Source organism: Enterobacter sp. Taxon_2 (genome assembly GCF_058355295.1).
In genome coordinates, this window is record NZ_CM178024.1 from 1,919,234 (window position 1) to 1,942,623 (window position 23,390).

The window sequence follows — 23,390 nt, forward strand, 5'->3', positions numbered from 1 at the left end:
GGCCCGGCAGGCGCTAACCGCCGCCGGGCACTTGTTTTAAGACGATTTACGCACGCGCAGGTACCATTCGCAGAGCAGGCGGACCTGTTTGCGGGTGTAGCCTTTTTCCATCATACGGTCGACAAAATCGTCGTGTTTTTTCTGTTCATCGGTTGAGGTTTTAGCGTTAAACGAGATCACCGGCAGCAGCTCTTCGGTATTGGAGAACATTTTCTTCTCAATAACCGTGCGCAGTTTCTCGTAGCTGGTCCAGTTCGGATTGCGCCCGTTGTTATGCGCTCTGGCGCGCAGGACGAAGTTCACAATCTCGTTACGGAAGTCTTTCGGGTTGCTGATCCCGGCAGGCTTCTCGATTTTTTCCAGCTCCGCGTTCAGGGATTCACGGTCAAACAGCTGGCCGGTATCCGGGTCGCGGTACTCCTGATCCTGGATCCAGAAGTCAGCGTAGGTGACATAACGGTCAAAAATGTTCTGCCCGTACTCTGAATAGGATTCCAGGTAGGCCGTCTGGATCTCTTTGCCAATGAACTCGGCGTATTTCGGGATCAGGTAACCTTTGAGGAACTCAAGGTAGCGTTCAGCCTGCTCCTGCGGGAACTGCTCGCGCTCGATTTGCTGTTCCAGCACGTAGAACAGATGAACCGGGTTGGCCGCCACTTCCGCATGGTCGAAGTTAAAGACGCGGGAGAGGATCTTAAACGCGAAACGCGTGGACAGACCGTTCATCCCCTCATCAACCCCGGCATAGTCGCGGTATTCCTGATACGACTTCGCTTTCGGGTCGGTATCTTTCAGGCTTTCACCGTCATAGACGCGCATTTTCGAATAGATGCTGGAGTTTTCCGGCTCTTTCAGACGCGAAAGGATGGAGAAGCGTGACAGCGTTTCCAGCGTGCCGGGCGCGCAGGGGGCATGCACCAGCTCACTGTGGTTAAGCAGTTTCTCGTAAATTTTGATCTCTTCGGAGATCCGCAGGCAATAAGGCACCTTGACGATGTACACGCGGTCAAGGAAGGCCTCATTGTTTTTGTTATTACGGAAGGTCACCCATTCAGATTCGTTCGAGTGGGCGAGAATAATCCCGTTAAACGGCAGGGCGGAGATACCTTCCGTCCCGTTGTAGTTGCCTTCCTGAGTCGCCGTCAGCAGCGGATGCAGCACCTTGATTGGCGCTTTAAACATCTCGACGAACTCCATAATCCCCTGGTTCGCGCGGCACAGCGCGCCCGAGTAACCGTAGGCATCCGGATCGTTTTGCGCGAAGTTTTCCAGCTTACGGATGTCGACTTTACCCACCAGCGCCGAGATGTCCTGGTTGTTCTCATCGCCAGGTTCCGTTTTGGCGATGGCGATCTGTTCAAGGATAGACGGCCAGACTTTCACCACGCGGAATTTGGTGATATCGCCACCAAACTCGTGCAGGCGTTTTGCCGCCCACGGCGACATGATGGTGCCGAGATAGCGACGCGGGATGCCATACTCTTTGTCCAGAATCTGCGCATCTTCCTGCGGATTGAACAGGCACAGCGGATGGTCGTTCACCGGGCTGCGTTCACCGTTGGCGCTCAGCACATAGATAGGCACGCGCTGCATCAGCGACTTCAGGCGTTCCGCCAGCGAGGATTTACCGCCGCCCACGGGGCCGAGTAAATAGAGGATCTGTTTCTTCTCTTCCAGACCCTGAGCGGCATGCTTCAGATAGGAGACAATCTGTTCGATGGCATCTTCCATACCATAGAACTCTTCAAACGCCGGGTATCGGGCGACCACCCGATTCGAAAAGAGACGGGAAAGCCGAGGCTCCAGGGCAGTGTCAACCATGTTTGGCTCACCAATAGCCATCAATAGCCGTTCTGCCGCATTGGCATAGGCACTGCGATCTTGCCGACAGATGGTAAGAAACTCCTGCAGTGTGAACTCTTCGTCCTTGGCAGCTTCATAGCGCTGGCGATAGTGATCGAATATATTCATGGCATGCCGTCCTTTCGTTTTTTAGCACAGGATAAGAGCCGTTCGTATGAGTAGTGGAGGCTCCCGGAAGAGAATCTCTCGCACCTCACTGCCAAAGCAGCAACCTGTGTGCCAGGTCAGACGCTAAGAACCGCAGGTGTTCAGGAAAACTCTTCTTAAATTAAAGCGTAGATGGCATTTGCAAAACTTGCATGCCCAGAAAATCTACTTTCAATGACATATCAATAACTCATCCAAAAATTTCCACTGTCGTTATAAGACAAATGCACGTTTTTCATTCAGTGGTCATATAAATGAAAGCAGGCTGTCATCTGATAAGTTAAAAATAATGGGTTAATCAGACTGATTAGCAGGCAAAAAATTTTGGGATGTACGGGAATGGCGGTTACACTTCATCCGCTGATTATTTGACTACAGGAAAGAATGGATTGTGACCAAACTCAAACTTCTGGCATTAGGCATCCTTGCCGCGACCGCAGTGAACACCGCACAGGCGGAAAGTCAGTGGACGGTTGGCGCGGGTGTTGGCGTCATTAACAGCCCGTACAAACAGTATGACCGTGACGTTTATCCTGTTCCCGTTATCACCTATGAAGGCGATAACGTCTGGTTCCGCGGGCTCGGCGGCGGCTACTATCTCTGGAACGATACGGCCGATAAGCTCTCCATCATGGCCTACTATGATCCGACGCACTTCAAGCCGGGTGACAGCGACAGCCACGCGCTTCGCCAGCTCGACAAGCGCAAAAGCTCGATGATGGCCGGGCTCTCATACGTGCATAACACCCAGTATGGTTTCCTGCGTACGGCCCTGGCAGGCGATACGCTCGATAACAGCAACGGCTTTATCTGGGATCTGGCGTGGCTGTACCGTTATACCAACGGTGGTCTGACCCTGACGCCGGGTATTGGTGTGCAGTACAACAGCGAGAACTACAACGACTACTACTATGGCGTGTCTAAAAACGAGTCCCGCCGCAGTGGTCTGAAGAGCTACAGCGCAGATGACGGCTGGGATCCGTACCTGGAGCTGACCGCGAGCTATAACTTCCTCGGCGACTGGAGCGTGTACGGTACCGGCCGCTATGAGCGTCTGAGCGACGAAGTGAAGGATAGCCCGATGGTCGACAAATCCTGGGCAGGTATTTTCTCTGTCGGCGTGAGCTACAAGTTCTGATTGCGCACCAATATCGTGCAATTGATGCATTAAAACGGGGCGCGTGCGCCCCGTTTGCTTTAATGTGGTGCAGCAAAATTATCGCTTAACAATGCGGATCGTCTGCCCTAAACGAGACGGTTTTTCGTCGCTCGCTTTTTGCGGGGTGCTCACGCAGGCGGTTTCCACGCAGACAAACGTTTTATACCCTTCATCCGTCATGTCGGCCATGCTGACGGACAGCGCCGGGCCCGGGTTCCAGCCCACCACGTCGCTGTGATGATGATGGACCACTTCAATGCCGCGGTTCAGCGCGCCGTCGTGGATCACGCTGCACGCTTCCGGGTGCAGGTAGACGCGGTCGGTACGGTCAGGGAACGTCTGTACACCGTCGCTCAGTTTACCTTCTTTGGCGTTATCCACTTTGTCGATAAAGGTATCGCCAAGGCCGCTCACCTTCACTGCGCCGATATCACCCACGTTGAAGTAGGTGTGCAGGGCTGCGGTGGTTTCAAACTCACCGTGGGCTTCCAGTTCGATTTCACAGGTTTTACCCAGCTTAAAGCGGGCATACAGGGTGAAATCGTGCGGCCACAGGGCGCGGGTTTCATCATTAGCCTGCAGCTCAAAGGTCAGCACGGCGCCGTTGTCATCTTCGTTGTGCGCTTTCAGGGTCCACTGCTGGTTACGGGCAAAACCGTGAGACGGTAAACCCTGCTGGGCGGACGGGCCGAACCATGGCCAGCAGATCGGTACGCCGCCGCGAATCGCCGCCCCTTTTTTGAAAGAGGTCGCATCGCTCAGCCACAATCCCTCTGCTTCACCTTCGGGTTTCCAGGAGAGCAGGTGGGCGCCGTTCAGCGCCACGGAGGCTTTAACGCGCGGATGGTCAACGACGATAACGTCGGCACCGTCAATCTGACGGCGGGAGAGCACAGGGGTAAGCTGTTCGACTACCGGAAGTGCAAAAATTTTATTAATCATTAAGCAATCCTCTGTCTTATAAATAAAAAAAGGCGACCGAAGTCGCCTTTTTGGATCAAGCACTCATCTCAACTTATTTGGAGATGTGAGCGATCAGGTCCAGTACTTTGTTAGAGTAGCCAGTTTCGTTGTCGTACCAGGATACCAGTTTAACGAAGTTGTCGTTCAGTGCGATACCCGCTTTAGCATCGAACACGGAAGTGCACACTTCGCCGTTGAAATCGGTAGATACAACGTCGTCTTCGGTGTAGCCCAGAACGCCTTTCATTGCGCCTTCGGAAGCAGCTTTGATTGCTTTCTTAATTTCTTCATAAGAAGCAGCTTTTTCCAGACGAACGGTCAGGTCAACAACGGATACGTTAGGAGTTGGAACGCGGAACGCCATACCAGTCAGTTTGCCATTCAGTTCTGGCAGTACTTTACCTACAGCTTTAGCAGCACCGGTAGAGGATGGGATGATGTTCTGAGCCGCGCCACGGCCGCCGCGCCAGTCTTTGTGAGACGGGCCATCAACGGTTTTCTGAGTAGCGGTGGTTGCGTGAACGGTAGTCATCAGACCTTCGATGATGCCGAAGTTGTCGTTGATAACTTTAGCCAGCGGTGCCAGGCAGTTGGTGGTGCAGGATGCGTTAGACACGATATCCTGGCCAGCGTAAGTTTCGAAGTTTGCACCACGAACGAACATTGGGGTGTTGTCTTTGGAAGGACCAGTCAGAACAACTTTCTTCGCACCCGCAGTGATGTGTTTACGTGCAGTTTCGTCGGTCAGGAAGATACCGGTTGCTTCAGCAACAACGTCAACACCGATTTCGTTCCATTTCAGGTTAGCTGGGTCTTTTTCAGCAGTAACGCGGATGGTTTTGCCATTAACAACCAGGTGGCCGTCTTTCACTTCAACGGTGCCGTCGAAACGACCGTGAGTTGAGTCGTACTTCAGCATGTACGCCATGTATTCAGCGTCCAGGAGATCGTTGATACCAACGATTTCGATGTCAGAACGTTTCTGAGCAGCACGGAAAACAATACGGCCGATACGGCCAAAACCGTTGATACCTACTTTGATAGTCATATATTCCACCAGCTATTTGTTAGTGAATAAAAGGTTGCCTGTAAAATTACAAAAACCTTACGCAGCGTCAAGCGGAATCGTGTCAATCATTGCGACAAATCAATCCTGTGACTAACGTTTGTGCGACTGACTCGCCTCACTTTCCCTTTGAGCTTGCACCCATATGGGGGCTGCGCCGGGATTTTAAAGGCCTCGCAGGATAAAAATGTGAGCATGATCACAATTGCCTGACCGCCTTTTCGCGACACATAAGTTTAGATCAAAAGTGCACGCAAGGGTGTTAATGTTTTGTTAGAATCCGGGTTAAAAGATGTCTGTTTCTACAGCGAGATGTAAGCATATGTCGAACCAACGTAACCCTGAAGATTTGAAAAAAAACCTCACAGAAATGCAGTTTTACGTGACGCAGAATCACGGGACGGAACCGCCGTTCACCGGGCGTTTACTGCACAACAAGCGGGACGGCGTCTACCACTGCCTGGTCTGTGATGCGCCGCTGTTTAATTCACAAACGAAATTTGATTCTGGCTGCGGCTGGCCGAGCTTTTACGAGCCGGTGAGCGATGAGGCCATCCGCTACCTGACCGACTCGTCACACGGCATGGTGCGCACGGAAATTCGCTGCGGCAACTGCGATGCGCACCTTGGGCACGTCTTCCCGGATGGCCCTCAGCCCACGGGCGAGCGTTTCTGCGTGAATTCAGCCTCAATGAGCTTCACCGATGATGAGAATGGCGACCAGATTAAGGGTTGAAGAAACGATTCAGCAAATTATTCCTTTGAAAGGGCGGGATTGTGAATATTGATGACATGATTAGCGGTATGACGCCGGAGATTTATCAGCGTCTGGTGACCGCCGTAGAGCTGGGAAAATGGCCCGATGGCGTCGCGCTGACCCCGGAGCAAAAAGAGAACAGCCTGCAGCTGGTGATGCTGTGGCAGGCGCGCAATAACACCGACGCGCAGCACATGACTATCGACACCCAGGGCCAGATGGTGATGAAGAGCAAGCGTGAGCTGAAAGAAGACTTCGGCATCACGCCGAAGCCGATTGCGACGATGAAAATGCAATAACGGTGCGGGTTGATGCCCTCATCCAACCCTCTCCCACGGGGAGAGGGCTTGATTGTCTTACTACTTATGCGGGATCCCGAGCGACTCCGCCAGCTGTTTCGCTAACTGATTGTTGTCATCAGCCCCGTACTCCCAGAACATCGCTCCGGCGAGCCCTTTCTCTTTGATGTAGTCCGCTTTGATCGCCACGGATCGCGGGTTCTCATAAGAAATCGCAAACAGCGCGCTGCCATCGGCACCTTTCACCGAGAGCCACGGCACCTTTGCCTGGTCGTCCCAGTGTTCAGTAAAGCGTTTCTGCGGATCGTTCAGCAGCTTTTTGACGATATCGTTGTACTTCACGTAGGTATCTTTGGTCAGGTCATAGCCGAGTGACTTGAATAACCCAATCTCCTGCGGCCCGAAGTAGGGCTGGGTAACCGGATTTTTTTGCGCATCCGGTTTGGTCCAGTCGATCCCCGGCTCTACGGCGCGTTTCGGCACGCGGCCATAGAAACCAATCCCGAGATTCATCTGCTGCGGCTTCAGTCCGGCGGCCAGATAGTTGTTCACCACAAAGTCCACGCTGTATTTGTCCGCGGCGGCCACCGTCGGCCAGGTGCTGGAGTCATACAGGTTGGCGTTAAAATACTGCGTACCGTACGCCATGTCGTAGGTCATCAGGTTGATGTAGTCGAGCAGGGGGGCGATAGCTTTGACATCCACCCAGCTTTTCGGACTTTCCGCATTCGCGCCTACCGCAATGGTGACCAGCTTTTTATGCCCGAACGCGTCGCGCATCTCCTTCAGCAGGGCGGTAAAATTATCCCGGTCGGCAGGTGTGCTGGCCACCAGCCCCCAGGCGCCGTTGACCGGATACTCCCAGTCGAGGTCGATCCCGTCCAGACCATATTTGTCGACAATCTCCTGCGCGGAGCGGATGAACACCGCGCGACTCTCTTGGGTTGCCGCTGCGCCTGAGAAGCCACGCGCGCCCCAGCCGCCGATGGAGAGCAGGACCTTAAGATTTGGGTTTTGCTTACGCAGAGTGGGGATTAAGGCCAGATCGGACGCCACTTTTGGCGATAGCCAGATCTGATGCAGCTTAGCCGGATCTTTCAGCGCGGCGTTGGTTTCGTCTTTTTCGTCGTTATAGACCAGACCAAACGAGTAGTTCAGGTGGGTGATCTGGCGAACGTCCAGTTTGTTGATATCGCCACCCGGTCCGGCGGTGACATCGCCACCTCCGTTAAAGTAGCCCACGGACATCATGGAACTGGCGGAGGCAACTGACGCGCAAAGCAAGGGTAATGCTGCCAGCAAGGGCAAACGTTTCATACAAGTTCCTCTTTGACTTAATAAAATTAACCACGCCACGGAAAAGGCGTGGCGAAAAAACAGCCTAAAGAGAATAGCATTGCCGCTTCGCTGAGGATGCGAGGGAGTTCACTTTATGGGGGATCGGAGAGGGGGATTGCCGGGTGGCGGCTGCGCCTTACCCGGCCTACGGGGAAAGGTAGGCCGGGTAAGCGTCAGCGCCACCCGGCTTAAAAAGCTTACGCCTGCGTCTCCAGCCAGTCTTCGAGCGTATACAGCGTCGCGCCTTCCGCAGCCATATCCATAAACGCCTGAGCGCTGTCCTGCGGGTGAATGTTCACCCCGCGGCAGCCGTCGGTGATGACGCTGACGGTATAACCTAACTGGAGCGCATCCAGCACGGTGAACTTCACGCAGTAGTCCGTTGCCAGCCCCAGCACGATCAGCTTCGTGATTTCGTGATGACGTAACCACGCGTCCAGCGCCGTTTTCTGGCGATGCCCGTTATCAAAAAACGCGCTATAACTGTCGATAGCCGGGTTTTCACCTTTATGGAACACCGCGTCGATGGCTTTCTGATTCAGGAGCGGATGCAGCGCCGCGCCTTCCGTCTGCTGTACGCAGTGATCCGGCCAGAAGGTTTGCGCCAGCCCGTCGAGCTCTCCCTGAGTGAAAGGCTCGACGTTATGCTGGCTGGCAAAGCTGCCGTGGTTCGCCGGGTGCCAGTCCTGGCTTGCGACAACCGCTTCGCTGCGGGCTTTGCACCAGTCTATCAGCGTGTTGGCCACGTCAACGGTGCTGTCACCTTCAGCGACGGCCAGCGCACCGCCCGCGCAGAAATCATTTTGCAAATCGACCAGGAGCAGGGCGCGTTGCTTCATGAGACCTCCTTATTCGTCAGGCGTCAGTTCGCCGCGCAGGTTTTGCATCATCGCGCTGCGAATGGACTGAATGTCCAGATCCTGACTCAGTAAATAGTGAAGTTTAGTCAGCGTTGCCTCAACGGTCATATCGAAACCGCTGATCACCCCCGCATGCGCCAGCGCGTTGCCGGTGGCATAGCCGCCCATATTCACTTTACCGGACATACACTGGGTCAGGTTCACCACCACAATTCCACGCTCGCTGGCTTCCTGAAGCTCTTTCAGGAATTCACCGTTCTGCGGCGCATTGCCCACGCCGTAGGAGCGCAGGATCAGCGCCTTCACTGGCTGGCGCAGGAAGTTACGCACCACGTCCGCAGAGATACCCGGATAGATGGTGACCACGCCAATCGGTTGCGGAGTAATCGGATGCACAATCAGCTCGCCGGCGGTGTTCGGCGCAGGAGGGGTTCCCAGACGACGGATATGAATCCCGGCCTCCAGCAGCGGCTGCAGGTTAGGGGAGGCGAAGGCGTCAAAACCGTCGGCATGGGCTTTGGTGGTGCGGTTGCCGCGATACAGACGGTTATTAAAGAACAGCGACACTTCGTTGATCGGGTAATTCGCCGCCACGTACAGGGAGTTCAGCAGGTTGATCTGCCCGTCGGAGCGCAGCTCCGCCAGCGGGATTTGCGACCCGGTGACGATAACCGGCTTGCTCAGGTTCTCCAGCATGAAGGAGAGCGCCGAGGCGGTAAACGCCATGGTGTCGGTACCGTGCAGGATCACGAAGCCGTCGTACTGGTCGTAATGGGCTTTAATGTCATCCGCGATGTGCTGCCAGTCTTCCGGCGTCATGTCGGAGGAGTCCATCAGCGGCTCGTATTCGTGGATAGTAAAGTCAGGCATTTCCGGACGGTGGAATTCTGGCATCAGCGCAAGCTGACGCTGAAGGTGGCCGGAGACGGGGATATAGCCGTTTTCGGAGCGCTGCATACCGATGGTACCGCCAGTGTAGGCTACATAAATCGATTTCTTCTGCATGGTAGTGAGTTCTTGTTCTTCAAAAGAAAAAAATCCCCTCTTCGCGGGAAGAGGGGACGGTTTTTAACGGACGTTAGCGCAGGTCAGGCAAAACGCGTAACGACTCTGTGGATCGTTAAAGGCCGCAAGCTTATCGCTTTCTGCCTTCATCGCTTTTGCCGCCGTGGCGACTGGCGCAGGCAGGTAAGCCTGCAACGCCTCCGGCAGCATGGCGCGTACCGAGCCGGACATGCTGTCCATGACCATATCGAAGAACGACGGTTCGTCCTGGTAATACTCGATATGCCACTGCTTCAGCTTCGCCAGTTCGGCGGCTTTCTTCACCGCGTCATCGAAGTCACCCAGGCTGTCCACCAGTCCGTTGCTCTTCGCATCCTGACCGGTCCAGACGTGGCCCTGCGCAATCTGATCGATCTGCTCAGGCGTTTTTTTACGCGAGTCTGCGACCAGGGTGATAAAGCGTTTATAGCCGTTCTCAATGCTGAGCTGCATCATCTCAGAGACTTCCGGCGGCAGAGATTTGGTCACCGACACATCCGCCAGCGGAGAGGTCGCTACGCCATCGGTATGCACGCCCAGGGAATCCAGGCTGTTCTCTACGGTGTTGATCACCCCGAAGATACCAATCGAACCGGTCAGCGTGCTTGGGTTAGCCACGATGTAGTTGGCTGGCGTTGAGATCCAGTAACCCCCGGAGGCGGCCATTCCGCCCATTGAGACGACGATAGGCTTGCCGGCGGCGCGGGCCGCGGCCAGTTCAGCGCGGATCACCTCGGAGGCGCTGACGCTACCGCCAGGGCTGTTGACCCGCAGGACAATCGCTTTCACTTTCGGATCCAGGCGCGCATCGCGGATTTGTGACGCGGTAGTATCGCCGCCCACGTTCCCCGGGGTCTCCTGACCGTCCATGATCGCACCGTTGGCAAAGACCACCGCGACGCTGTCACCGCTGTCATCCGGCTTTTTCGTCGAGTAATCATACATGCTGATGGCGCTGTAGTTTTTATCCTCTTTGCTCCAGCCAAACTGCTTGCTCAGGGATTTTTCAATCTCGGCGCTGGTGCCCAGGGCATCAACCAGTTTGTTATCCAGCGCATATTTCGCGGTATCACCGTCAACCTTACGCAGGCCTTCCAGCACGCCCTTCGCGCCAGGGAACGCCTGCTCAGGCGTAATCTGACGGTTGGCGGCAACGGTGCCCAGATAGTTCTGCCACAGCTCGCCAATCCAGCGGCTGTCCGCTTCGCGGGCGGCAGGGGACATATCGTCGCGGATAAACGGCTCAACGGCGGATTTATAGGTACCGACGCGGAAGACGTGGGTGGTGACCTTCAGCTTGTCGAGCAGCGATTTGTAGTACAGGCCGTTGGTGGCAAAGCCGTGAAGATCCACCGTACCCTGCGGGGAGAGCCAGATCTTATTGGCGAAGCTCGCCAGATAATATTGCCCCTGGCTGTAGCTGTCGCCCACGGCAATCACTGGCTTGCCGCTGTCGCGGAATTCGCGCAGCGCTTTACCGATGTACTGCATTGAAGGCTGATCGCCTCCGGCAAAATCTTTCAGATCCAGCACGATCCCTGTGATGTTACGGTCGTTTTTGGCCTGGCGGATGGTATCGACGATATCAAACAGGGAGTTTTCCTGCAGACGATCTGAGGTTGCGCCAAACAGCTGGCGACCAATCACGCTCAGGCGACTGCTGGTGGACGGCTTATCAACGATAACGCCGGTGATATCGAGTAATAGCGCGCCGCGCGTTGAATGCTGCGCCTGATTCGCGTTACTGATATGCATCCAGATGCCCGCGCAAACCAGAACCAGGAAGATGAAGAAGATGTTCATCACCAGGTTGCGGACGAAGTTGAGCAGTCTCCACGTCCATTTAAAGAAACCGGCAAAGATTCGCCAAAGGGTTCGCATGTATTCTCCCTAACCAGAAAATGACTGTTTCCGTCGCCACTGGACGGTAATGTTGGGTTATCGTAATGACCCAACCGCCACTTGTCAGCAGGAATCGCCTGCCAGGCTGTAACAAAATCTGCCGCCGTGTTAATTTTGTGAGTAAATTTCAAGAAAGGAGTTAACCAATGGACGCACTCGAACTGCTTGTTAACCGCCGTAGCGCTTCCCGTCTGGCCGAACCTGCCCCGGCAGGCGAGCAGCTGGAGAACATTCTGCGTGCCGGCATGCGTGCCCCCGATCATGGCACACTGCAGCCATGGCACTTCTTTGTAATTGAAGGCGAAGGCCGCGATCGTTTCAGTCAGCTGCTGGAGCAGGGGGCGGTGGCCGCCGGGCAGGATGAGAAAGGGATCGACAAGGCGCGCAATGCTCCGTTCCGCGCGCCGATGATCGTCACCGTCGTGGCAAAATGCCAGGCCGACCATAAGGTGCCGGTTTGGGAGCAGGAAATGTCCGCAGGCTGTGCGGTGATGGCGATGCAAATGGCCGCCGTCGCACAAGGCTTCAACGGCATCTGGCGCACCGGCCCGCTGACCGAAAGCCCGGCGGTCCGGGACGGTTTTGGCTGCGGTGAGCATGACAAAATTGTCGGCTTCCTCTACCTCGGTACCCCGCAGCTTAAAGCCTCCAGCACCATCAGCGTGCCGGACACCAAGCCTTTCGTCAGCCGTTTCTGAGAACGCACGCTAAACTGTCTGGATTCTGAGCATCTGCCGCAGAATTCAGACAGTCATACTTACCTCTTTATGGAATGAGCGCTACCATAGCGCGATTGAGATGACAGGAGACGTCCATGAGCGAGCAAACCATTCGTTTAACGCAGTACAGCCACGGAGCCGGTTGCGGTTGTAAAATTTCCCCGAAAGTGCTGGAGACCATCCTGCACAGTGAACAGGCGAAGTTTGTCGACCCGAACCTGCTTGTCGGCAACGAAACGCGTGACGATGCTGCAGTTTATGACTTAGGTAACGGCACCAGCATTATCAGCACCACCGACTTCTTTATGCCGATTGTCGACAACCCGTTCGACTTCGGTCGCATTGCGGCCACCAACGCCATCAGCGATATCTTCGCCATGGGGGGGAAGCCGATCATGGCGATTGCCATTCTGGGCTGGCCGATCAACACCATCCCGCCGGAAGTGGCCCGTGAAGTGATTGATGGCGGCCGTTTTGCCTGCCAGCAGGCGGGGATTGCGCTGGCCGGTGGTCACTCTATTGATGCTCCTGAACCGATCTTCGGCCTGGCCGTCACCGGCGTGGTGCCGACCGAACGCGTGAAGCGCAACAGCACCGCGCAGGCGGGCTGCAAGCTGTTCCTCACCAAGCCGCTGGGCATTGGAGTGCTGACCACCGCCGAGAAAAAGTCCCTGCTGAAACCGGAGCACAAAGGTCTGGCAACGGAAGTGATGTGTCAGATGAACCTCGCCGGTGCGGCATTCGCCAATATCGACGGCGTGAAGGCGATGACCGACGTCACCGGTTTTGGTCTGCTGGGACACCTCTCCGAAGTCTGTCAGGGCGCGGGCGTGCAGGCGCAGATCTGGTATCAGGACGTGCCGAAGCTGCCGGGCGTGGAGGAGTATATTGCTCAGGGCGCGGTCCCGGGCGGTACCCAGCGCAACTTCGCCAGCTACGGTCACCTGATGGGCGAAATGCCTGAGGAGTGGCGCAACCTGCTGTGCGATCCGCAAACCTCCGGCGGCCTGCTGCTGGCGGTGACGCCGGAGTCAGAAGCTGACGTTCAGGCTACCGCCGCCGAGTTCGGCATCACCCTGACGGCGATCGGCGAGCTGGTGACCGCGCGCGGTGGCCGACCGATGATAGAGATCCGTTAATTCGATGCGGTTGTTTATTGCCGAAAAGCCGAGCCTGGCCCGTGCCATCGCCGACGTGCTGCCTAAGCCGCATCGCAAAGGCGACGGCTTTATCGAATGCGGTAACGGGCAGGTGGTCACCTGGTGTATCGGTCACCTGCTTGAGCAGGCGCAGCCGGATGTCTATGACAGCCGCTACGCCCGCTGGAATTTAAACGATCTACCCATCGTGCCGGAAAAATGGCGCCTGCAGCCCCGACCATCGGTCACCAAACAGCTCAACGTGATCAAGCGCTTCTTGCATGAAGCGGCTGAAATCGTGCACGCGGGTGACCCGGACAGGGAAGGGCAGCTGCTGGTGGATGAGGTGCTGGACTATCTGGAGCTGGCGCCGGAAAAGCGCCAGCAGGTGCAGCGCTGCCTGATCAACGACCTCAACCCGCAGGCGGTGGAGCGAGCCATTTCGCGCCTGCGCGCCAACAGCGAGTTTATTCCGCTGTGCGTCTCGGCTTTAGCCCGCGCCCGTGCCGACTGGCTGTACGGTATCAATATGACCCGCGCCTATACTATCCTCGGGCGCAACGCGGGCTATCAGGGCGTGCTCTCCGTGGGCCGCGTGCAGACGCCGGTGCTGGGGCTGGTCGTGCGTCGTGACGAAGAGATTGAGAACTTCGTCGCCAAAGATTTTTTTGAAGTGAAAGCGCATATCGTCACGCCTAAAGACGAACGCTTTACCGCCGTCTGGCAGCCGAGCGATGCCTGCGAATCGTACCAGGATGAAGAGGGGCGCCTGCTCCATCGTCCGCTGGCCGATCATGTGGTTAACCGCATTACCGGACAGCCGGCCATCGTCACCAGCTATAACGATAAACGGGAATCAGAACCCGCGCCGCTGCCGTTCTCGCTGTCGGCCCTGCAGATTGAGGCCGCGAAGCGCTTTGGCCTCAGCGCGCAGAACGTGCTGGATATCTGCCAGAAGCTCTATGAAACCCACAAGCTGATCACTTATCCGCGTTCGGATAGCCGTTATCTGCCGGAAGAGCACTTTGCGGGACGCCATTCGGTGATGAACGCCATTAGCGTGCACGCGCCGGATCTCCTGCCGCAGCCGGTGGTGAACCCGGACACCCATAACCGCTGCTGGGACGATAAAAAGGTGGACGCCCACCACGCGATTATCCCGACGGCGCGTGCCAGCAGCGTCAACCTGACCGATAACGAAGCGAAGGTCTATAACCTGATCGCCCGTCAGTACCTGATGCAGTTCTGCCCGGACGCGGTGTTCCGCAAATGCGTAATCGAACTGGAAATCGCGAAAGGGAAATTTATTGCTAAAGCCCGTTTCCTTGCAGAAGCAGGCTGGCGCACGCTGCTGGGGAACAAAGAGCGTGACGAGGAGAACGACGGCACGCCGCTGCCGGTGGTTGCTAAAGATGACGAACTGCTGTGCGAGAAGGGCGAAGTGGTTGAGCGTCAGACTCAGCCGCCGCGCCATTTCACCGATGCGACGCTGCTGTCGGCGATGACCGGGATCGCCCGCTTTGTGCAGGATAAAGATCTGAAGAAGATCCTGCGCGCCACCGACGGTCTGGGTACGGAAGCAACCCGCGCGGGGATCATCGAGCTGCTCTTTAAGCGCGGTTTTCTTGAGAAAAAGGGGCGCTATATCCATTCGACCGAGCCGGGACGCGCGCTGATTCATTCCCTGCCGGAGCTGGCCGCCAGGCCGGACATGACCGCGCACTGGGAATCGGTGCTGACGCAGATCAGCGAGAAGCAGTGCCGCTATCAGGACTTTATGCAGCCGCTGGTGGGGACGCTTTACCAGCTGATCGATCAGGCGCGCAGCACGCCGGTGAAGCGCTTCAGAGGGATGGTTGCACCAGGCGCGGGTGCGAAGAAACCGTTTAAAAAGAAGAAGAGCGCGGCCTGATACGCCCGGTTTTCTCCCTCTCCCTGTGGGAGAGGGCCGGGGTGAGGGCACCCGGCCGCACGATATAAACCTTAAATCACACCCTGCCCAATCATCGCATCCGCCACCTTCACGAATCCGGCGATATTCGCCCCGCGCACGTAGTTGGTTTGCGACGCTTCACCGCCGTACTCCACGCAGGCGTGGTGAATATCCAGCATGATATGGTGCAGGCGCGCATCCACTTTTTCTGCCTTCCAGCCGAGACGCGCGGCGTTTTGTGCCATCTCTAGGCCGGAGGTTGCCACGCCACCGGCGTTAGCGGCCTTGCCCGGTGCAAACAGCACGCCTGCCTCAAGGAACAGGTTCGTGGCGTCGATGGTGGTCGGCATGTTCGCCCCTTCGGCCACCGCTTTTACGCCGTTGCTAATCAACGTGCGCGCGGCTTCAGCATCCAGCTCGTTCTGCGTGGCGCACGGCAGGGCGATATCCACCGGCACGCCCCACGGCTGTTTACCTTCGAGGTAGGTCAGGCCAAACTCCCGGGCGTAATCCGCTACGCGTCCATCGCGGCTGGCTTTGATTTCACACAGGCGCGCCAGCTTCTCTGCCGTGAAGCCCGCTTCATCCACCACCGTTCCGCTGGAATCAGAGGCGGTCACTACGCGAGCGCCAAACTGCATCGCTTTCTCAATTGCGTACTGCGCCACGTTACCGGAGCCGGACACCGCGACGCGCATACCTTCGAAACCTAAGCCGTGACGCTTGAGCATGGCTTCGGTGAAGTAAACCAGGCCGTACCCGGTCGCTTCCGGGCGGATCAGGCTCCCGCCAAACGACAACCCTTTGCCGGTAAAGACGCAGGCGCTGTTGTTGGAGAGCTTTTTCATCATCCCGGCCATAAAGCCCACTTCACGTCCGCCCACGCCGATATCACCGGCAGGCACGTCGGTGTCAGGACCAAGATGGCGATAGAGTTCGGTCATCAGTGCCTGGCAGAAACGCATCACTTCGCCTTCGCTTTTGCCTTTCGGGTCGAAATCGCTGCCGCCTTTCCCGCCGCCCATGGGCAGCGTGGTCAGCGCGTTTTTAAAGGTCTGCTCGAAGCCGAGGAATTTCAGAATCGACAGGTTCACGGACGGATGGAAACGCATGCCGCCCTTAAACGGACCGATGGCCGAGTTAAACTGTACGCGCCACGCGCGGTTAACCTGCACCTGGTTGCGATCGTCCACCCACGTCACGCGGAACTGGATCACGCGCTCTGGCTCGACAAGGCGTTCAAGCAAAGACATCTGGCGATAGCGCGGGTTTTGTTCAAGGAAGGGCCACAGGGTGGTCATCACTTCACGCACGGCCTGCGCGAACTCGCTCTGGTGCGGGTCGCGCTGCTGAACATGGGCAAGGAAACTTTCCAGAGAGCGTGTCTGATCCATAGATATAAGAACCTCTTATCGTATTTTATGTGTATTACTTATGCGATTTGTGTTGTTTTTTTGACTATACCACCCGTACTGCTTTGTGTGGCAAGCAGAAATGTAGGGCGAAAGGGAAATTAATGACATGTGCTGTGTCATAACCAAAAGCGATGAAGAGATAAATTAAAGGTTCCGCTCTGGTTTACCGTTATAGTCATTATCAAGGAACAACAGGAAGATGTGTCTATGAACCGTTATCTACTCACCGCGTTATGTCTGATCTTCACTGCTGGCGCACAGGCTGACCGCATTCGTCCGGATGTGGAAGTGAATGTGCCGCCGGAAGTGTTTAGCTCCAGCGGCCAGAATCAAACAGTGCAGCCCTGCAATCAGTGCTGTATCTATCAGAATCAGAACTACTCGGAAGGGGCCGTGGTGAAAGCAGACGGCGTGCTGTTGCAGTGCCAGCGCGACGAGCGCGTTATCGGCACGAACCCGCTGGTCTGGCGTCGCGTAAAACAATAAACGCTTCCAGCAGCGGAATATCCGCGGGGGCCAGGGCGTAGCCAAACGCCTCTTCCGGCGTACACCACGCCAGCGCGCTGTGGTAGTGCGCCGTGAGCTCGCCGCTAAACGCAGGAACGTGCCAGGCGTGCAGGTTGATTAACCGCTGCGAGACTTCGCGCTGGTGGCTTGCTACATATTGCGCAGGCAGCGCTTCAATACCCAACTCTTCGCGCAGCTCGCGGATAAGCGCCTCGGGCTGGGTTTCTCCCGCCTCGACTTTACCGCCTGCAAATTCCCACATGCCCGGCTGGTCGGCGTGGGCAGGGCGCTGCGCCAGTAAAATTTTGTCGTCTTTTTCGATGATAGCGGCAACGACATCGAGTGTTTTCAGCATGGTCGTCAATAATTGATAGCGAAAAAAGACATATTATCGTGCCCTTTCTCAGAGTCCAGTAATCAGGAGAATCAGGTGAAAGAGACCACCGCCTGGGTTGCCCCTATCGAATCCCTTCCCGCCAGCCTTAAACCGATTGCCGCCATGCAGAAAAAGCATTTTGGCGCGGTGCTGAATCCCACTCGCTGGTGGGGACGCATGCCGCGTCTGTTCTGGCTGGTGGCGTTGTTTGTCGGTTTTCTGGAGCGTCGTCGCGCGCGCCTGACGCCCGTGCTTCGCTCGCTGCTCATGACGCGGGTATCCCAGCTCTGCCACTGCGCTTTCTGTATTGATGCCAACAGCCTGCGGCTGGCCGAGCGCTGCGGCGCGCTGGATAAGGTGCAGGCCGTGAGCGACTGGCAGGGTTCCGCCTTGTTCACCGAGCAGGAGCGCGCGGCGCTGGCCTACGCCGAGGCGGTGACCGCCACGCCGCCCCGGGCGGATGAGGCCATCAGAACGGCGCTGAAGCGCCACTTTACGGATGACGCCATCACCGAGATGACGGCGCTCATTGCCTTTCAGAATCTCTCCGCCCGCTTTAACGCCGCGCTGGATATTCCGGCTCAGGGGCTGTGCGCCACGTTTAATGAGACGCCACATGCTTGACCGTCACCTGCACCCGCGGGTAAAGCCCGTTCTGAATCGTCTGGTTTCCGTGCTGGACAGGCCGGGCATTACGCCCGACGGATTAACCCTGACCGGGTTTGCCATTGGCGTGCTGGCGCTGCCGTTTCTGGCCCTCGGCTGGTATCCTGCTGCGCTGGTCGCCATCGTGCTTAACCGCCTGCTGGACGGTCTGGACGGGGCGCTGGCGCGCCGCAGAGGGCTGACCGATGCGGGAGGATTTCTCGATATCGCGCTCGACTTTCTGTTCTACGCCCTGGTGCCGTTTGGCTTTGCGCTCGCTGCTCCCGCAGAGAATGCGCTGGCAGCCGCCTGGCTGCTGTTTGCGTTTATTGGTACCGGCAGCAGTTTTCTGGCGTTTGCGGCGCTGGCCGCGAAGCACGACATCGACAACCCCGGCTATGCGCACAAGTCGTTTTATTACATCGGCGGGTTAACGGAAGGGACGGAGACCATCGCGCTGTTTGTGCTGTGCTGTCTTTTCCCGGCGCACTTCACGCTATTCGCGTGGGTATTTGGCGCGCTGTGCTGGCTGACCACCACAACGCGCGTCTGGAGCGGCTACGTGACGCTGAAGTCACTCAACCCTTAGAGAGCGCTTTCTGGCCCGCGCTCACCGGTTGTCACCGGGTTCTGCGGGTGACTGCTCCATTCGTACCAGCCGCCGTCATAGACGGCGATATTCTTCCAGCCCATCGCCCGGGCGTACATAAAGGTTTCGGACGCCCGCCAGCCGGTGCCGCAGTAAAACGCGACGTGCTGTTCCGGCAGAATATTCCAGCGCTTCCACTGGGCGGCGATGTCGTCCGCACTGCGCATGGTGCCATCCGGGTTATGGAAATCCTCCATGTGGGTAGCATCGCTGCCCGCATGACCCCAGCGGGCACCGGCTATTTCACCTTTTGGCTTGATGTAGCTGTAGCCGCTGGTTTCGCCGATGAACTCCGGCCACGAACGAATGCTGACCAGGGAGGCATCCTGACGGTGCAGCATCCCGCGCGCCTGTTCCATATCGACCATCAGCTGCGGCTGGCCGGGGATTGGCGCGCCGAAATCGGGGGCTGGCGTCACTTTGCCGGGCGTGCCGCGCTCAACCGGGAGGCCTGCATCTGACCACGCCTTCCAGCCGCCGTCGAGAATACGCACATCCTTCACGCCCGCATACAGCATAATCTGCGCCACGCGCGCGGCGGCGTAAACGTCACGACCATACAAGATGACGGTGGTGTCGTGGCGGATCCCGTGCTTCGCCAGCATCGCTTTCAGCTTGTCGTCGGAGACTTTATTCCACAGCGGCTCGCTTTCCACTTCGTTAGTATCGATGTAGCCCGCGCCGGGAATGTGGTTCAGCAGGTAAAACTTCGGTGCGCCCCAGGCGGCTTCGATCACTTTCCAGTCACCCGACGGCGCGGCGGTCACGGGTTTACCCTGCTGGAGGCGGTGGATCCACTGCGGGTAAACCAGCTGTTCAAAATGAGGCAGGCGCTGAAGGCGGTCTGGGGTCTGCAGTGCGTCGCTGAGCAGCGAAACGTGGCGGTAACCGGCTTTCTCCAGGCGGGCTTTCACCGCCAGGTTATCGTTCTCGTCGCCGTACAGGGCGATGGCCGTTGCAGGTGTAAGCTGATGTTGTTTTGCCCAAAGCGCAATCTGCTCGTCGCTCATGGCGCTAAGCCAGGCGGCAGCAAGGTTGAGTGCGGCGGGTTCATGCCCGGAGGGGCCGCTGAGCGTCTGCGGCCAGCCGTTGTAAAACGCGCTGGCGCGGGTGTCGACAGGCGTGCCGTGCTGCGCCTGAAGCTGAGACAGCGTGATGGCGTTGGGCATATCAGCCGCCAGCGAGGAAAAAGAAGCGAGGCCGCAGAGCAGGGCCAGCGCGGTCAGTTGAGAAACACGTTTCATCGAATAACCTGACGTCAGTAAAAGAGGGGGGCATTGTCGTCTCTCCCGAATCGGAAAACATTGCGTTAGCACATTATTGCCAGCGAGAAATCTCAATCAGCTCGCCGCCGGGCGGAATATCGTCTTCATCGTGCGTGACCAGCACCACCGGAATATTGCGCGCGCGGACGGCGTCAAACACCCATGCCCGAAATGAGGCCCGCAACGCTTTATCGAGGCGGCTGAACGGTTCGTCCAGCAGCAGCGCCTGCGGCTCCGCGAGTAGGGCCCGCAGCAGGCTGACCCGGGCGCGCTCCCCGCCGGAAAGAGTGGCCGGATCGCTGGCGTAATGACCGCTCAGCCCGGCGGAATCCAGCGCCTGTTCGACCACTTCCCGACGCGCGCGCCCGGCGAGCCGTTCAGGCAGCGCCAGCAGCAAATTTTGCCCGACGCTGAACGGGTCGAACAGCAGCGCGTCCTGAAAGAGAATACCCAGCCCGCGGGACTCCACGGAAAGTCCGTCGCAGCGACGCGCGTCGAGCCACAGTTCGCCCCGTGCCTGGAAATCGTCTGACAGCGCGCCGACCATCCACGCAAATAGGGTCGATTTTCCGCTGCCGGACGGCCCCATCAGGGTGACGATCTCCCCGCGGGGCACGCAAAAACTGACCTCGCGGAAAAGCGGTTCGATGGTGAGATCTTTTACCTTCAGCATTATCGTAATCCTTGACGGTAGCGGCCCGCGAGCCGGGATAACAGGGCGGCAAGACCAAACACCGTGCCCGTGACCAGCAGTAATCCCAGCGCCCGGTTAGCGAGAATCGGGATGCTGCCTCCGCTGCTGAGCGCGACGGTTTCGGTGGTCAGCGTGGCGAAACGCCCCGCGCCAAGCCAGAGTGTCGGCATGTATTGTGCCATGCTGACGGAAAAACCGGTGGCAAAGGCCAGCAGCGCAGGGCGCACCAGCAGGGGGCATTTCACCAGGCAGAAGACTTTGGCCCGTCGCCAGCCGAGGGTTCTGGCGGTGAGGAGCAGACGGGGATCGATCCTGCGCCAGGCGGGTTGCAGCACCAGCAGCGTCCACGGCAATACCCACAGGAGGTGGCTCCAGAGCACGGCGGCGTAGTGCCCGTCGACGCCCAGATGCAATGCAATCGCATACTGGCCGGTGACGAGCGGGAGGGCCGGAAGGGCGAGCGGTAACCATACCCACAGCGCGCCGCGCTGCGGACCCCATTCCAGCCAGAGTAAGCCGACGACCAGGGCTATCAGGGCTGAAAGCAGACCGAATGACAGGCTGGTCCCCACCGGGCCAACGTCTTCCCGTTGCGCCAGCATCAGCAGCACCGCGGCGCACAGCACGCCGCACGCGGGCAGGAACCCGCTCAGTGCCCGCTCAAGCAGGGCGAGCTGAGACCGGGGACGCGTTCCGGTGAAATCCGCAAACGTGCGAACCCATGCCTTCCAGAGGCCGTATCCCAGGGCGGCAAGCGCGGCCAGCAGCACGAGGAGAAGCAGGCACAGCAGCGTCCCTTTTGCCTGCTGCTGGGCGTCGCCCTGGCTCAGCCACTGCCAGGCCAGCACGGCCAGGGTAGGCGGGTTGCCGGGCCCGAGCACGATCGCCACGTCCACGACCGACAGCGACCACGCCAGCACCGCCAGCATCACCGCGCCGAGAACGGGCGCAATCGCCGGAAGGATCAGCCAGCTGAGCGTCTGAAAACGCCCATAGCCAAAGGTTTGCAGGACGGTCTTCTGCAGTGCGAGCCGTTTTTCCGGCAGGACGGCGTAAATGGCCCACAGGACAAACGCACTCTCTTTGACCGCGAGCGTCAGGCCCAGACCGACGCCGTAGCGGTCAAACGGCGGAGAACAGACGGTGCAGATCTGATAATACAGACCGCCCTCGGCAAACAGCAGTAACGCGCCGGTGGCGAACGCCACATGGGGGATCGCCAGTAGCCACGGCAGGCGGGTCGTAAGACGTCGCCAGCGCTTACCGGGCCACAGAAGGCTGACGAGGAAAAGGGCAATCAGCAACGCCCCCAGCGTGGCGATGAGCGTTGAGACCAGCGTGGCGACGGTCGCCTGAGGTAGCTGCGGATCGTTCAGCAGCCGCTGCCAGTTTGTCACCGAAAACGCCGGGGCAAGCAGCATGGCGCCAGCGGGCAGGACCGGCAGATAAATCACCGCCATCGCCAGCCAGACAAGCCCGCTCAGCGGGTGCCGTAACGACGCAGCCATTCCTGCTCCAGCGCGTTCACCCAGGCGGACTGCGGCTCTGCAAGCACCTTCGGCAGCCCCTGCGGCATGTGGGCGAGCAGCTGTTTGGCTTCGCCTTCGGGCAGTGTTTTCGCATCCAGTACGCTTGGGTCTCCCCATATGGCCGGGTCGGCCTTGCGGATTTGCGCCCGCGGTGACAGCAGGAAATTAGCGACCACTTTCGCCCCCGCGCTCGCGCTGGCATTGGCCGGAATCGCCACAAAATGGACGTTGCCGAGCATCCCGCTCTGGAAACCAAAGCTGTAGCTGTCGGCGGGCAGTTCGCTGCTCGCCACTTTCTGCTGCACATGGGCCGGGTTAAATGTCAGCGACAGGTTCAGACTGCCGCGGGCAAGCAGGGCATCCATCCGTGCAGGTGAAGGGGGGAAGTCTTTGCCTTCGCGCCACAGCAGCGGGTGCAGCTTATCGAGGTAGGCCCAGAGCGGCGCGGTAACGTGGTCAAACGTTTCATCGGGTGCTTTTTGTAACGCCTCAGGACGATCGGTGAGGGTCAGAAGCAACTGCTCAAGAAATGCCGTGCCGGTAAAATCGGGCGGGCGAGGATAGCTGACCTTGCCCGGGTGCTGCTGCGCGTAAGCCAGCAGCGCCTGAGGATCCTCCGGCGGCGTCGGCATGCTGGCTTTGCGGGCGATAAAGGTCAGCTGCGCACCGCCCCACGGGGATTCCGCGCCGTCTGTGGGAATTGCAAAATCCTCCGTAACGGGCTTGCGGGTATCGACATAGCGCCAGTTTGGCAGCGTCTGCGCCCATCCGGTTTGTAGCAGGTTCGCTTCTTTTAACATGCGGAAGTTTTCGCCGTTGACCCACAGCAGGTCGACCGAGCCGTTGGCCTTACGCCCCGCGGCGGCTTCGGTCTGAATACGTTTTACCGCGTCGGCGGCATCCGCCAGCGGGACGATTTTGAGGGTAATGGCATAGTGCGTTTGCATCTCACCGCTGACCCACTCAAGGTAGCGGTTGACCGCCGGATCGCCGCCCCAGGCGTTAAACCAGACGGTCTGGTCTTTGGCCTGTTGTTGGATAGCGTGCCAGCTTTCGGCGGCAGAGAGAGGGGCTGCCAGCAGCAGACCGGTCAGAAACGCGCAAAAACGCACACGGCGCAT

The 23,390-nt window shown here is 58.0% G+C and carries 22 protein-coding genes; 9 read left to right on the top strand and 13 right to left on the bottom strand.

What is annotated here, in order from left to right:
- Positions 1 to 36: 36 nt before the first annotated feature.
- The gene (gene yeaG, locus AC4IC4_RS09040; protein ID WP_008500713.1) at positions 37 to 1,971 is read right to left on the bottom strand and encodes a protein kinase YeaG; all 1,935 of its coding nucleotides are present in this window, start codon (positions 1,969 to 1,971) and stop codon (positions 37 to 39) included.
- Between the two features lie 430 nt (positions 1,972 to 2,401).
- Here yeaG and AC4IC4_RS09045 point away from each other — a divergent pair, with 430 nt between their 5' ends.
- Positions 2,402 to 3,148, top strand: a complete 747-nt coding sequence (locus AC4IC4_RS09045; protein ID WP_024908575.1) for a MipA/OmpV family protein — start codon at positions 2,402 to 2,404, stop codon at positions 3,146 to 3,148.
- Between the two features lie 78 nt (positions 3,149 to 3,226).
- Here the strand turns inward: AC4IC4_RS09045 and AC4IC4_RS09050 are convergent, their stop codons facing one another.
- Both AC4IC4_RS09050 and gapA read right to left on the bottom strand, forming a co-directional pair.
- Positions 3,227 to 4,111, bottom strand: coding sequence for a D-hexose-6-phosphate mutarotase (locus AC4IC4_RS09050; protein ID WP_048990777.1), 885 nt, complete (start codon positions 4,109 to 4,111; stop codon positions 3,227 to 3,229).
- A gap of 73 nt (positions 4,112 to 4,184) precedes the next feature.
- Entirely contained in the window at positions 4,185 to 5,180 is a 996-nt protein-coding gene (gapA, locus tag AC4IC4_RS09055) for a glyceraldehyde-3-phosphate dehydrogenase (protein ID WP_014831506.1), read from the bottom strand.
- 340 nt (positions 5,181 to 5,520) lie between these two features.
- Here gapA and msrB point away from each other — a divergent pair, with 340 nt between their 5' ends.
- Together msrB and AC4IC4_RS09065 are read left to right on the top strand one after the other, a co-directional pair.
- On the top strand, positions 5,521 to 5,934 hold the full coding sequence (gene msrB, locus AC4IC4_RS09060; protein WP_048990774.1) for a peptide-methionine (R)-S-oxide reductase MsrB: 414 nt from the start codon (positions 5,521 to 5,523) through the stop codon (positions 5,932 to 5,934).
- A gap of 56 nt (positions 5,935 to 5,990) precedes the next feature.
- Positions 5,991 to 6,254: a YeaC family protein gene (locus tag AC4IC4_RS09065; protein ID WP_196239757.1), complete on the top strand. Its 264-nt coding sequence runs from the start codon at positions 5,991 to 5,993 to the stop codon at positions 6,252 to 6,254.
- A 60-nt stretch (positions 6,255 to 6,314) separates the two neighbouring features.
- On the opposite strand, the gene chiD is transcribed toward AC4IC4_RS09065, so the two are convergent.
- From chiD to sppA, 4 genes are all read right to left on the bottom strand, one after another.
- On the bottom strand, positions 6,315 to 7,571 hold the full coding sequence (gene chiD / locus AC4IC4_RS09070; RefSeq protein ID WP_491472572.1) for a chitinase ChiD: 1,257 nt from the start codon (positions 7,569 to 7,571) through the stop codon (positions 6,315 to 6,317).
- A gap of 218 nt (positions 7,572 to 7,789) precedes the next feature.
- Entirely contained in the window at positions 7,790 to 8,431 is a 642-nt protein-coding gene (pncA, locus tag AC4IC4_RS09075; protein WP_491472573.1) for a bifunctional nicotinamidase/pyrazinamidase, read from the bottom strand.
- Between the two features lie 9 nt (positions 8,432 to 8,440).
- Positions 8,441 to 9,457, bottom strand: a complete 1,017-nt coding sequence (ansA, locus tag AC4IC4_RS09080) for an asparaginase (protein ID WP_008500705.1) — start codon at positions 9,455 to 9,457, stop codon at positions 8,441 to 8,443.
- Positions 9,458 to 9,520: 63 nt separating this feature from the next.
- The gene (sppA, locus tag AC4IC4_RS09085) at positions 9,521 to 11,377 is read right to left on the bottom strand and encodes a signal peptide peptidase SppA (protein WP_491472574.1); all 1,857 of its coding nucleotides are present in this window, start codon (positions 11,375 to 11,377) and stop codon (positions 9,521 to 9,523) included.
- A 167-nt stretch (positions 11,378 to 11,544) separates the two neighbouring features.
- On the opposite strand from sppA, the gene AC4IC4_RS09090 reads away from it, so the two are divergent.
- From AC4IC4_RS09090 to AC4IC4_RS09100, 3 genes are all read left to right on the top strand, one after another.
- The gene (locus tag AC4IC4_RS09090; RefSeq protein WP_491472575.1) at positions 11,545 to 12,096 is read left to right on the top strand and encodes an NAD(P)H nitroreductase; all 552 of its coding nucleotides are present in this window, start codon (positions 11,545 to 11,547) and stop codon (positions 12,094 to 12,096) included.
- Between the two features lie 116 nt (positions 12,097 to 12,212).
- Positions 12,213 to 13,256 (top strand): selenide, water dikinase SelD, encoded by a 1,044-nt coding sequence (gene selD / locus AC4IC4_RS09095; RefSeq protein ID WP_024908567.1) that lies wholly within the window; start codon positions 12,213 to 12,215, stop codon positions 13,254 to 13,256.
- Between the two features lie 4 nt (positions 13,257 to 13,260).
- A complete protein-coding gene (locus tag AC4IC4_RS09100) occupies positions 13,261 to 15,168 on the top strand; it encodes a DNA topoisomerase III (protein ID WP_024908566.1) in 1,908 nt (635 codons plus the stop codon).
- A gap of 71 nt (positions 15,169 to 15,239) precedes the next feature.
- Here AC4IC4_RS09100 and gdhA read toward each other — a convergent pair whose 3' ends face one another.
- Positions 15,240 to 16,583 (bottom strand): NADP-specific glutamate dehydrogenase, encoded by a 1,344-nt coding sequence (gene gdhA, locus AC4IC4_RS09105; protein ID WP_491472576.1) that lies wholly within the window; start codon positions 16,581 to 16,583, stop codon positions 15,240 to 15,242.
- 228 nt (positions 16,584 to 16,811) lie between these two features.
- On the opposite strand from gdhA, the gene AC4IC4_RS09110 reads away from it, so the two are divergent.
- Entirely contained in the window at positions 16,812 to 17,090 is a 279-nt protein-coding gene (locus tag AC4IC4_RS09110; protein WP_024908564.1) for a YnjH family protein, read from the top strand.
- Here AC4IC4_RS09110 and AC4IC4_RS09115 read toward each other — a convergent pair.
- The gene (locus tag AC4IC4_RS09115) at positions 17,047 to 17,466 is read right to left on the bottom strand and encodes a pyrimidine (deoxy)nucleoside triphosphate diphosphatase (RefSeq protein WP_024908563.1); all 420 of its coding nucleotides are present in this window, start codon (positions 17,464 to 17,466) and stop codon (positions 17,047 to 17,049) included. The genes AC4IC4_RS09110 and AC4IC4_RS09115 overlap by 44 nt on opposite strands.
- Positions 17,467 to 17,541: 75 nt before the next feature.
- Here AC4IC4_RS09115 and AC4IC4_RS09120 point away from each other — a divergent pair, with 75 nt between their 5' ends.
- Both AC4IC4_RS09120 and AC4IC4_RS09125 read left to right on the top strand, forming a co-directional pair.
- Positions 17,542 to 18,111 carry a carboxymuconolactone decarboxylase family protein gene (locus tag AC4IC4_RS09120; protein WP_048991599.1) on the top strand — a complete coding sequence of 190 codons (570 nt, stop codon included), beginning with the start codon at positions 17,542 to 17,544 and terminating at the stop codon, positions 18,109 to 18,111.
- Positions 18,104 to 18,721, top strand: a complete 618-nt coding sequence (locus AC4IC4_RS09125; protein ID WP_267214662.1) for a CDP-alcohol phosphatidyltransferase family protein — start codon at positions 18,104 to 18,106, stop codon at positions 18,719 to 18,721. Before AC4IC4_RS09120 ends, AC4IC4_RS09125 begins: the two co-directional genes overlap by 8 nt.
- Here AC4IC4_RS09125 and AC4IC4_RS09130 read toward each other — a convergent pair.
- The 4 genes from AC4IC4_RS09130 to AC4IC4_RS09145 all read right to left on the bottom strand — a co-directional run bounded on the left by AC4IC4_RS09130 (position 18,718) and on the right by AC4IC4_RS09145 (position 23,381).
- Positions 18,718 to 20,025 (bottom strand): sulfurtransferase, encoded by a 1,308-nt coding sequence (locus AC4IC4_RS09130; RefSeq protein WP_024908560.1) that lies wholly within the window; start codon positions 20,023 to 20,025, stop codon positions 18,718 to 18,720. The genes AC4IC4_RS09125 and AC4IC4_RS09130 overlap by 4 nt on opposite strands.
- 73 nt (positions 20,026 to 20,098) lie before the next feature.
- Positions 20,099 to 20,719: an ATP-binding cassette domain-containing protein gene (locus AC4IC4_RS09135; protein ID WP_491472577.1), complete on the bottom strand. Its 621-nt coding sequence runs from the start codon at positions 20,717 to 20,719 to the stop codon at positions 20,099 to 20,101.
- Positions 20,719 to 22,248 carry an ABC transporter permease family protein gene (locus AC4IC4_RS09140; protein WP_491472578.1) on the bottom strand — a complete coding sequence of 510 codons (1,530 nt, stop codon included), beginning with the start codon at positions 22,246 to 22,248 and terminating at the stop codon, positions 20,719 to 20,721. Before AC4IC4_RS09140 ends, AC4IC4_RS09135 begins: the two co-directional genes overlap by 1 nt.
- The gene (locus AC4IC4_RS09145) at positions 22,221 to 23,381 is read right to left on the bottom strand and encodes an ABC transporter substrate-binding protein (protein ID WP_491472807.1); all 1,161 of its coding nucleotides are present in this window, start codon (positions 23,379 to 23,381) and stop codon (positions 22,221 to 22,223) included. Before AC4IC4_RS09145 ends, AC4IC4_RS09140 begins: the two co-directional genes overlap by 28 nt.
- Positions 23,382 to 23,390: the final 9 nt, after the last annotated feature.

Excerpts from the sequence above, each read along its gene's own strand:
- gdhA (WP_491472576.1), bottom strand. The coding sequence starts at position 16,583 with ATGGATCAGACACGCTCTCTGGAAAGTTTCCTTGCCCATGTTCAGCAG.
- gapA (WP_014831506.1), bottom strand. The coding sequence starts at position 5,180 with ATGACTATCAAAGTAGGTATCAACGGTTTTGGCCGTATCGGCCGTATT.
- AC4IC4_RS09100 (WP_024908566.1), top strand. The coding sequence starts at position 13,261 with ATGCGGTTGTTTATTGCCGAAAAGCCGAGCCTGGCCCGTGCCATCGCC.
- chiD (WP_491472572.1), bottom strand. The coding sequence starts at position 7,571 with ATGAAACGTTTGCCCTTGCTGGCAGCATTACCCTTGCTTTGCGCGTCA.
- ansA (WP_008500705.1), bottom strand. The coding sequence starts at position 9,457 with ATGCAGAAGAAATCGATTTATGTAGCCTACACTGGCGGTACCATCGGT.
- yeaG (WP_008500713.1), bottom strand. The coding sequence starts at position 1,971 with ATGAATATATTCGATCACTATCGCCAGCGCTATGAAGCTGCCAAGGAC.
- msrB (WP_048990774.1), top strand. The coding sequence starts at position 5,521 with ATGTCGAACCAACGTAACCCTGAAGATTTGAAAAAAAACCTCACAGAA.
- sppA (WP_491472574.1), bottom strand. The coding sequence starts at position 11,377 with ATGCGAACCCTTTGGCGAATCTTTGCCGGTTTCTTTAAATGGACGTGG.
- AC4IC4_RS09130 (WP_024908560.1), bottom strand. The coding sequence starts at position 20,025 with ATGAAACGTGTTTCTCAACTGACCGCGCTGGCCCTGCTCTGCGGCCTC.
- AC4IC4_RS09125 (WP_267214662.1), top strand. The coding sequence starts at position 18,104 with ATGCTTGACCGTCACCTGCACCCGCGGGTAAAGCCCGTTCTGAATCGT.
- pncA (WP_491472573.1), bottom strand. The coding sequence starts at position 8,431 with ATGAAGCAACGCGCCCTGCTCCTGGTCGATTTGCAAAATGATTTCTGC.
- AC4IC4_RS09135 (WP_491472577.1), bottom strand. The coding sequence starts at position 20,719 with ATGCTGAAGGTAAAAGATCTCACCATCGAACCGCTTTTCCGCGAGGTC.
- selD (WP_024908567.1), top strand. The coding sequence starts at position 12,213 with ATGAGCGAGCAAACCATTCGTTTAACGCAGTACAGCCACGGAGCCGGT.
- AC4IC4_RS09140 (WP_491472578.1), bottom strand. The coding sequence starts at position 22,248 with ATGGCTGCGTCGTTACGGCACCCGCTGAGCGGGCTTGTCTGGCTGGCG.
- AC4IC4_RS09065 (WP_196239757.1), top strand. The coding sequence starts at position 5,991 with ATGATTAGCGGTATGACGCCGGAGATTTATCAGCGTCTGGTGACCGCC.
- AC4IC4_RS09090 (WP_491472575.1), top strand. The coding sequence starts at position 11,545 with ATGGACGCACTCGAACTGCTTGTTAACCGCCGTAGCGCTTCCCGTCTG.
- AC4IC4_RS09115 (WP_024908563.1), bottom strand. The coding sequence starts at position 17,466 with ATGCTGAAAACACTCGATGTCGTTGCCGCTATCATCGAAAAAGACGAC.
- AC4IC4_RS09050 (WP_048990777.1), bottom strand. The coding sequence starts at position 4,111 with ATGATTAATAAAATTTTTGCACTTCCGGTAGTCGAACAGCTTACCCCT.
- AC4IC4_RS09110 (WP_024908564.1), top strand. The coding sequence starts at position 16,812 with ATGAACCGTTATCTACTCACCGCGTTATGTCTGATCTTCACTGCTGGC.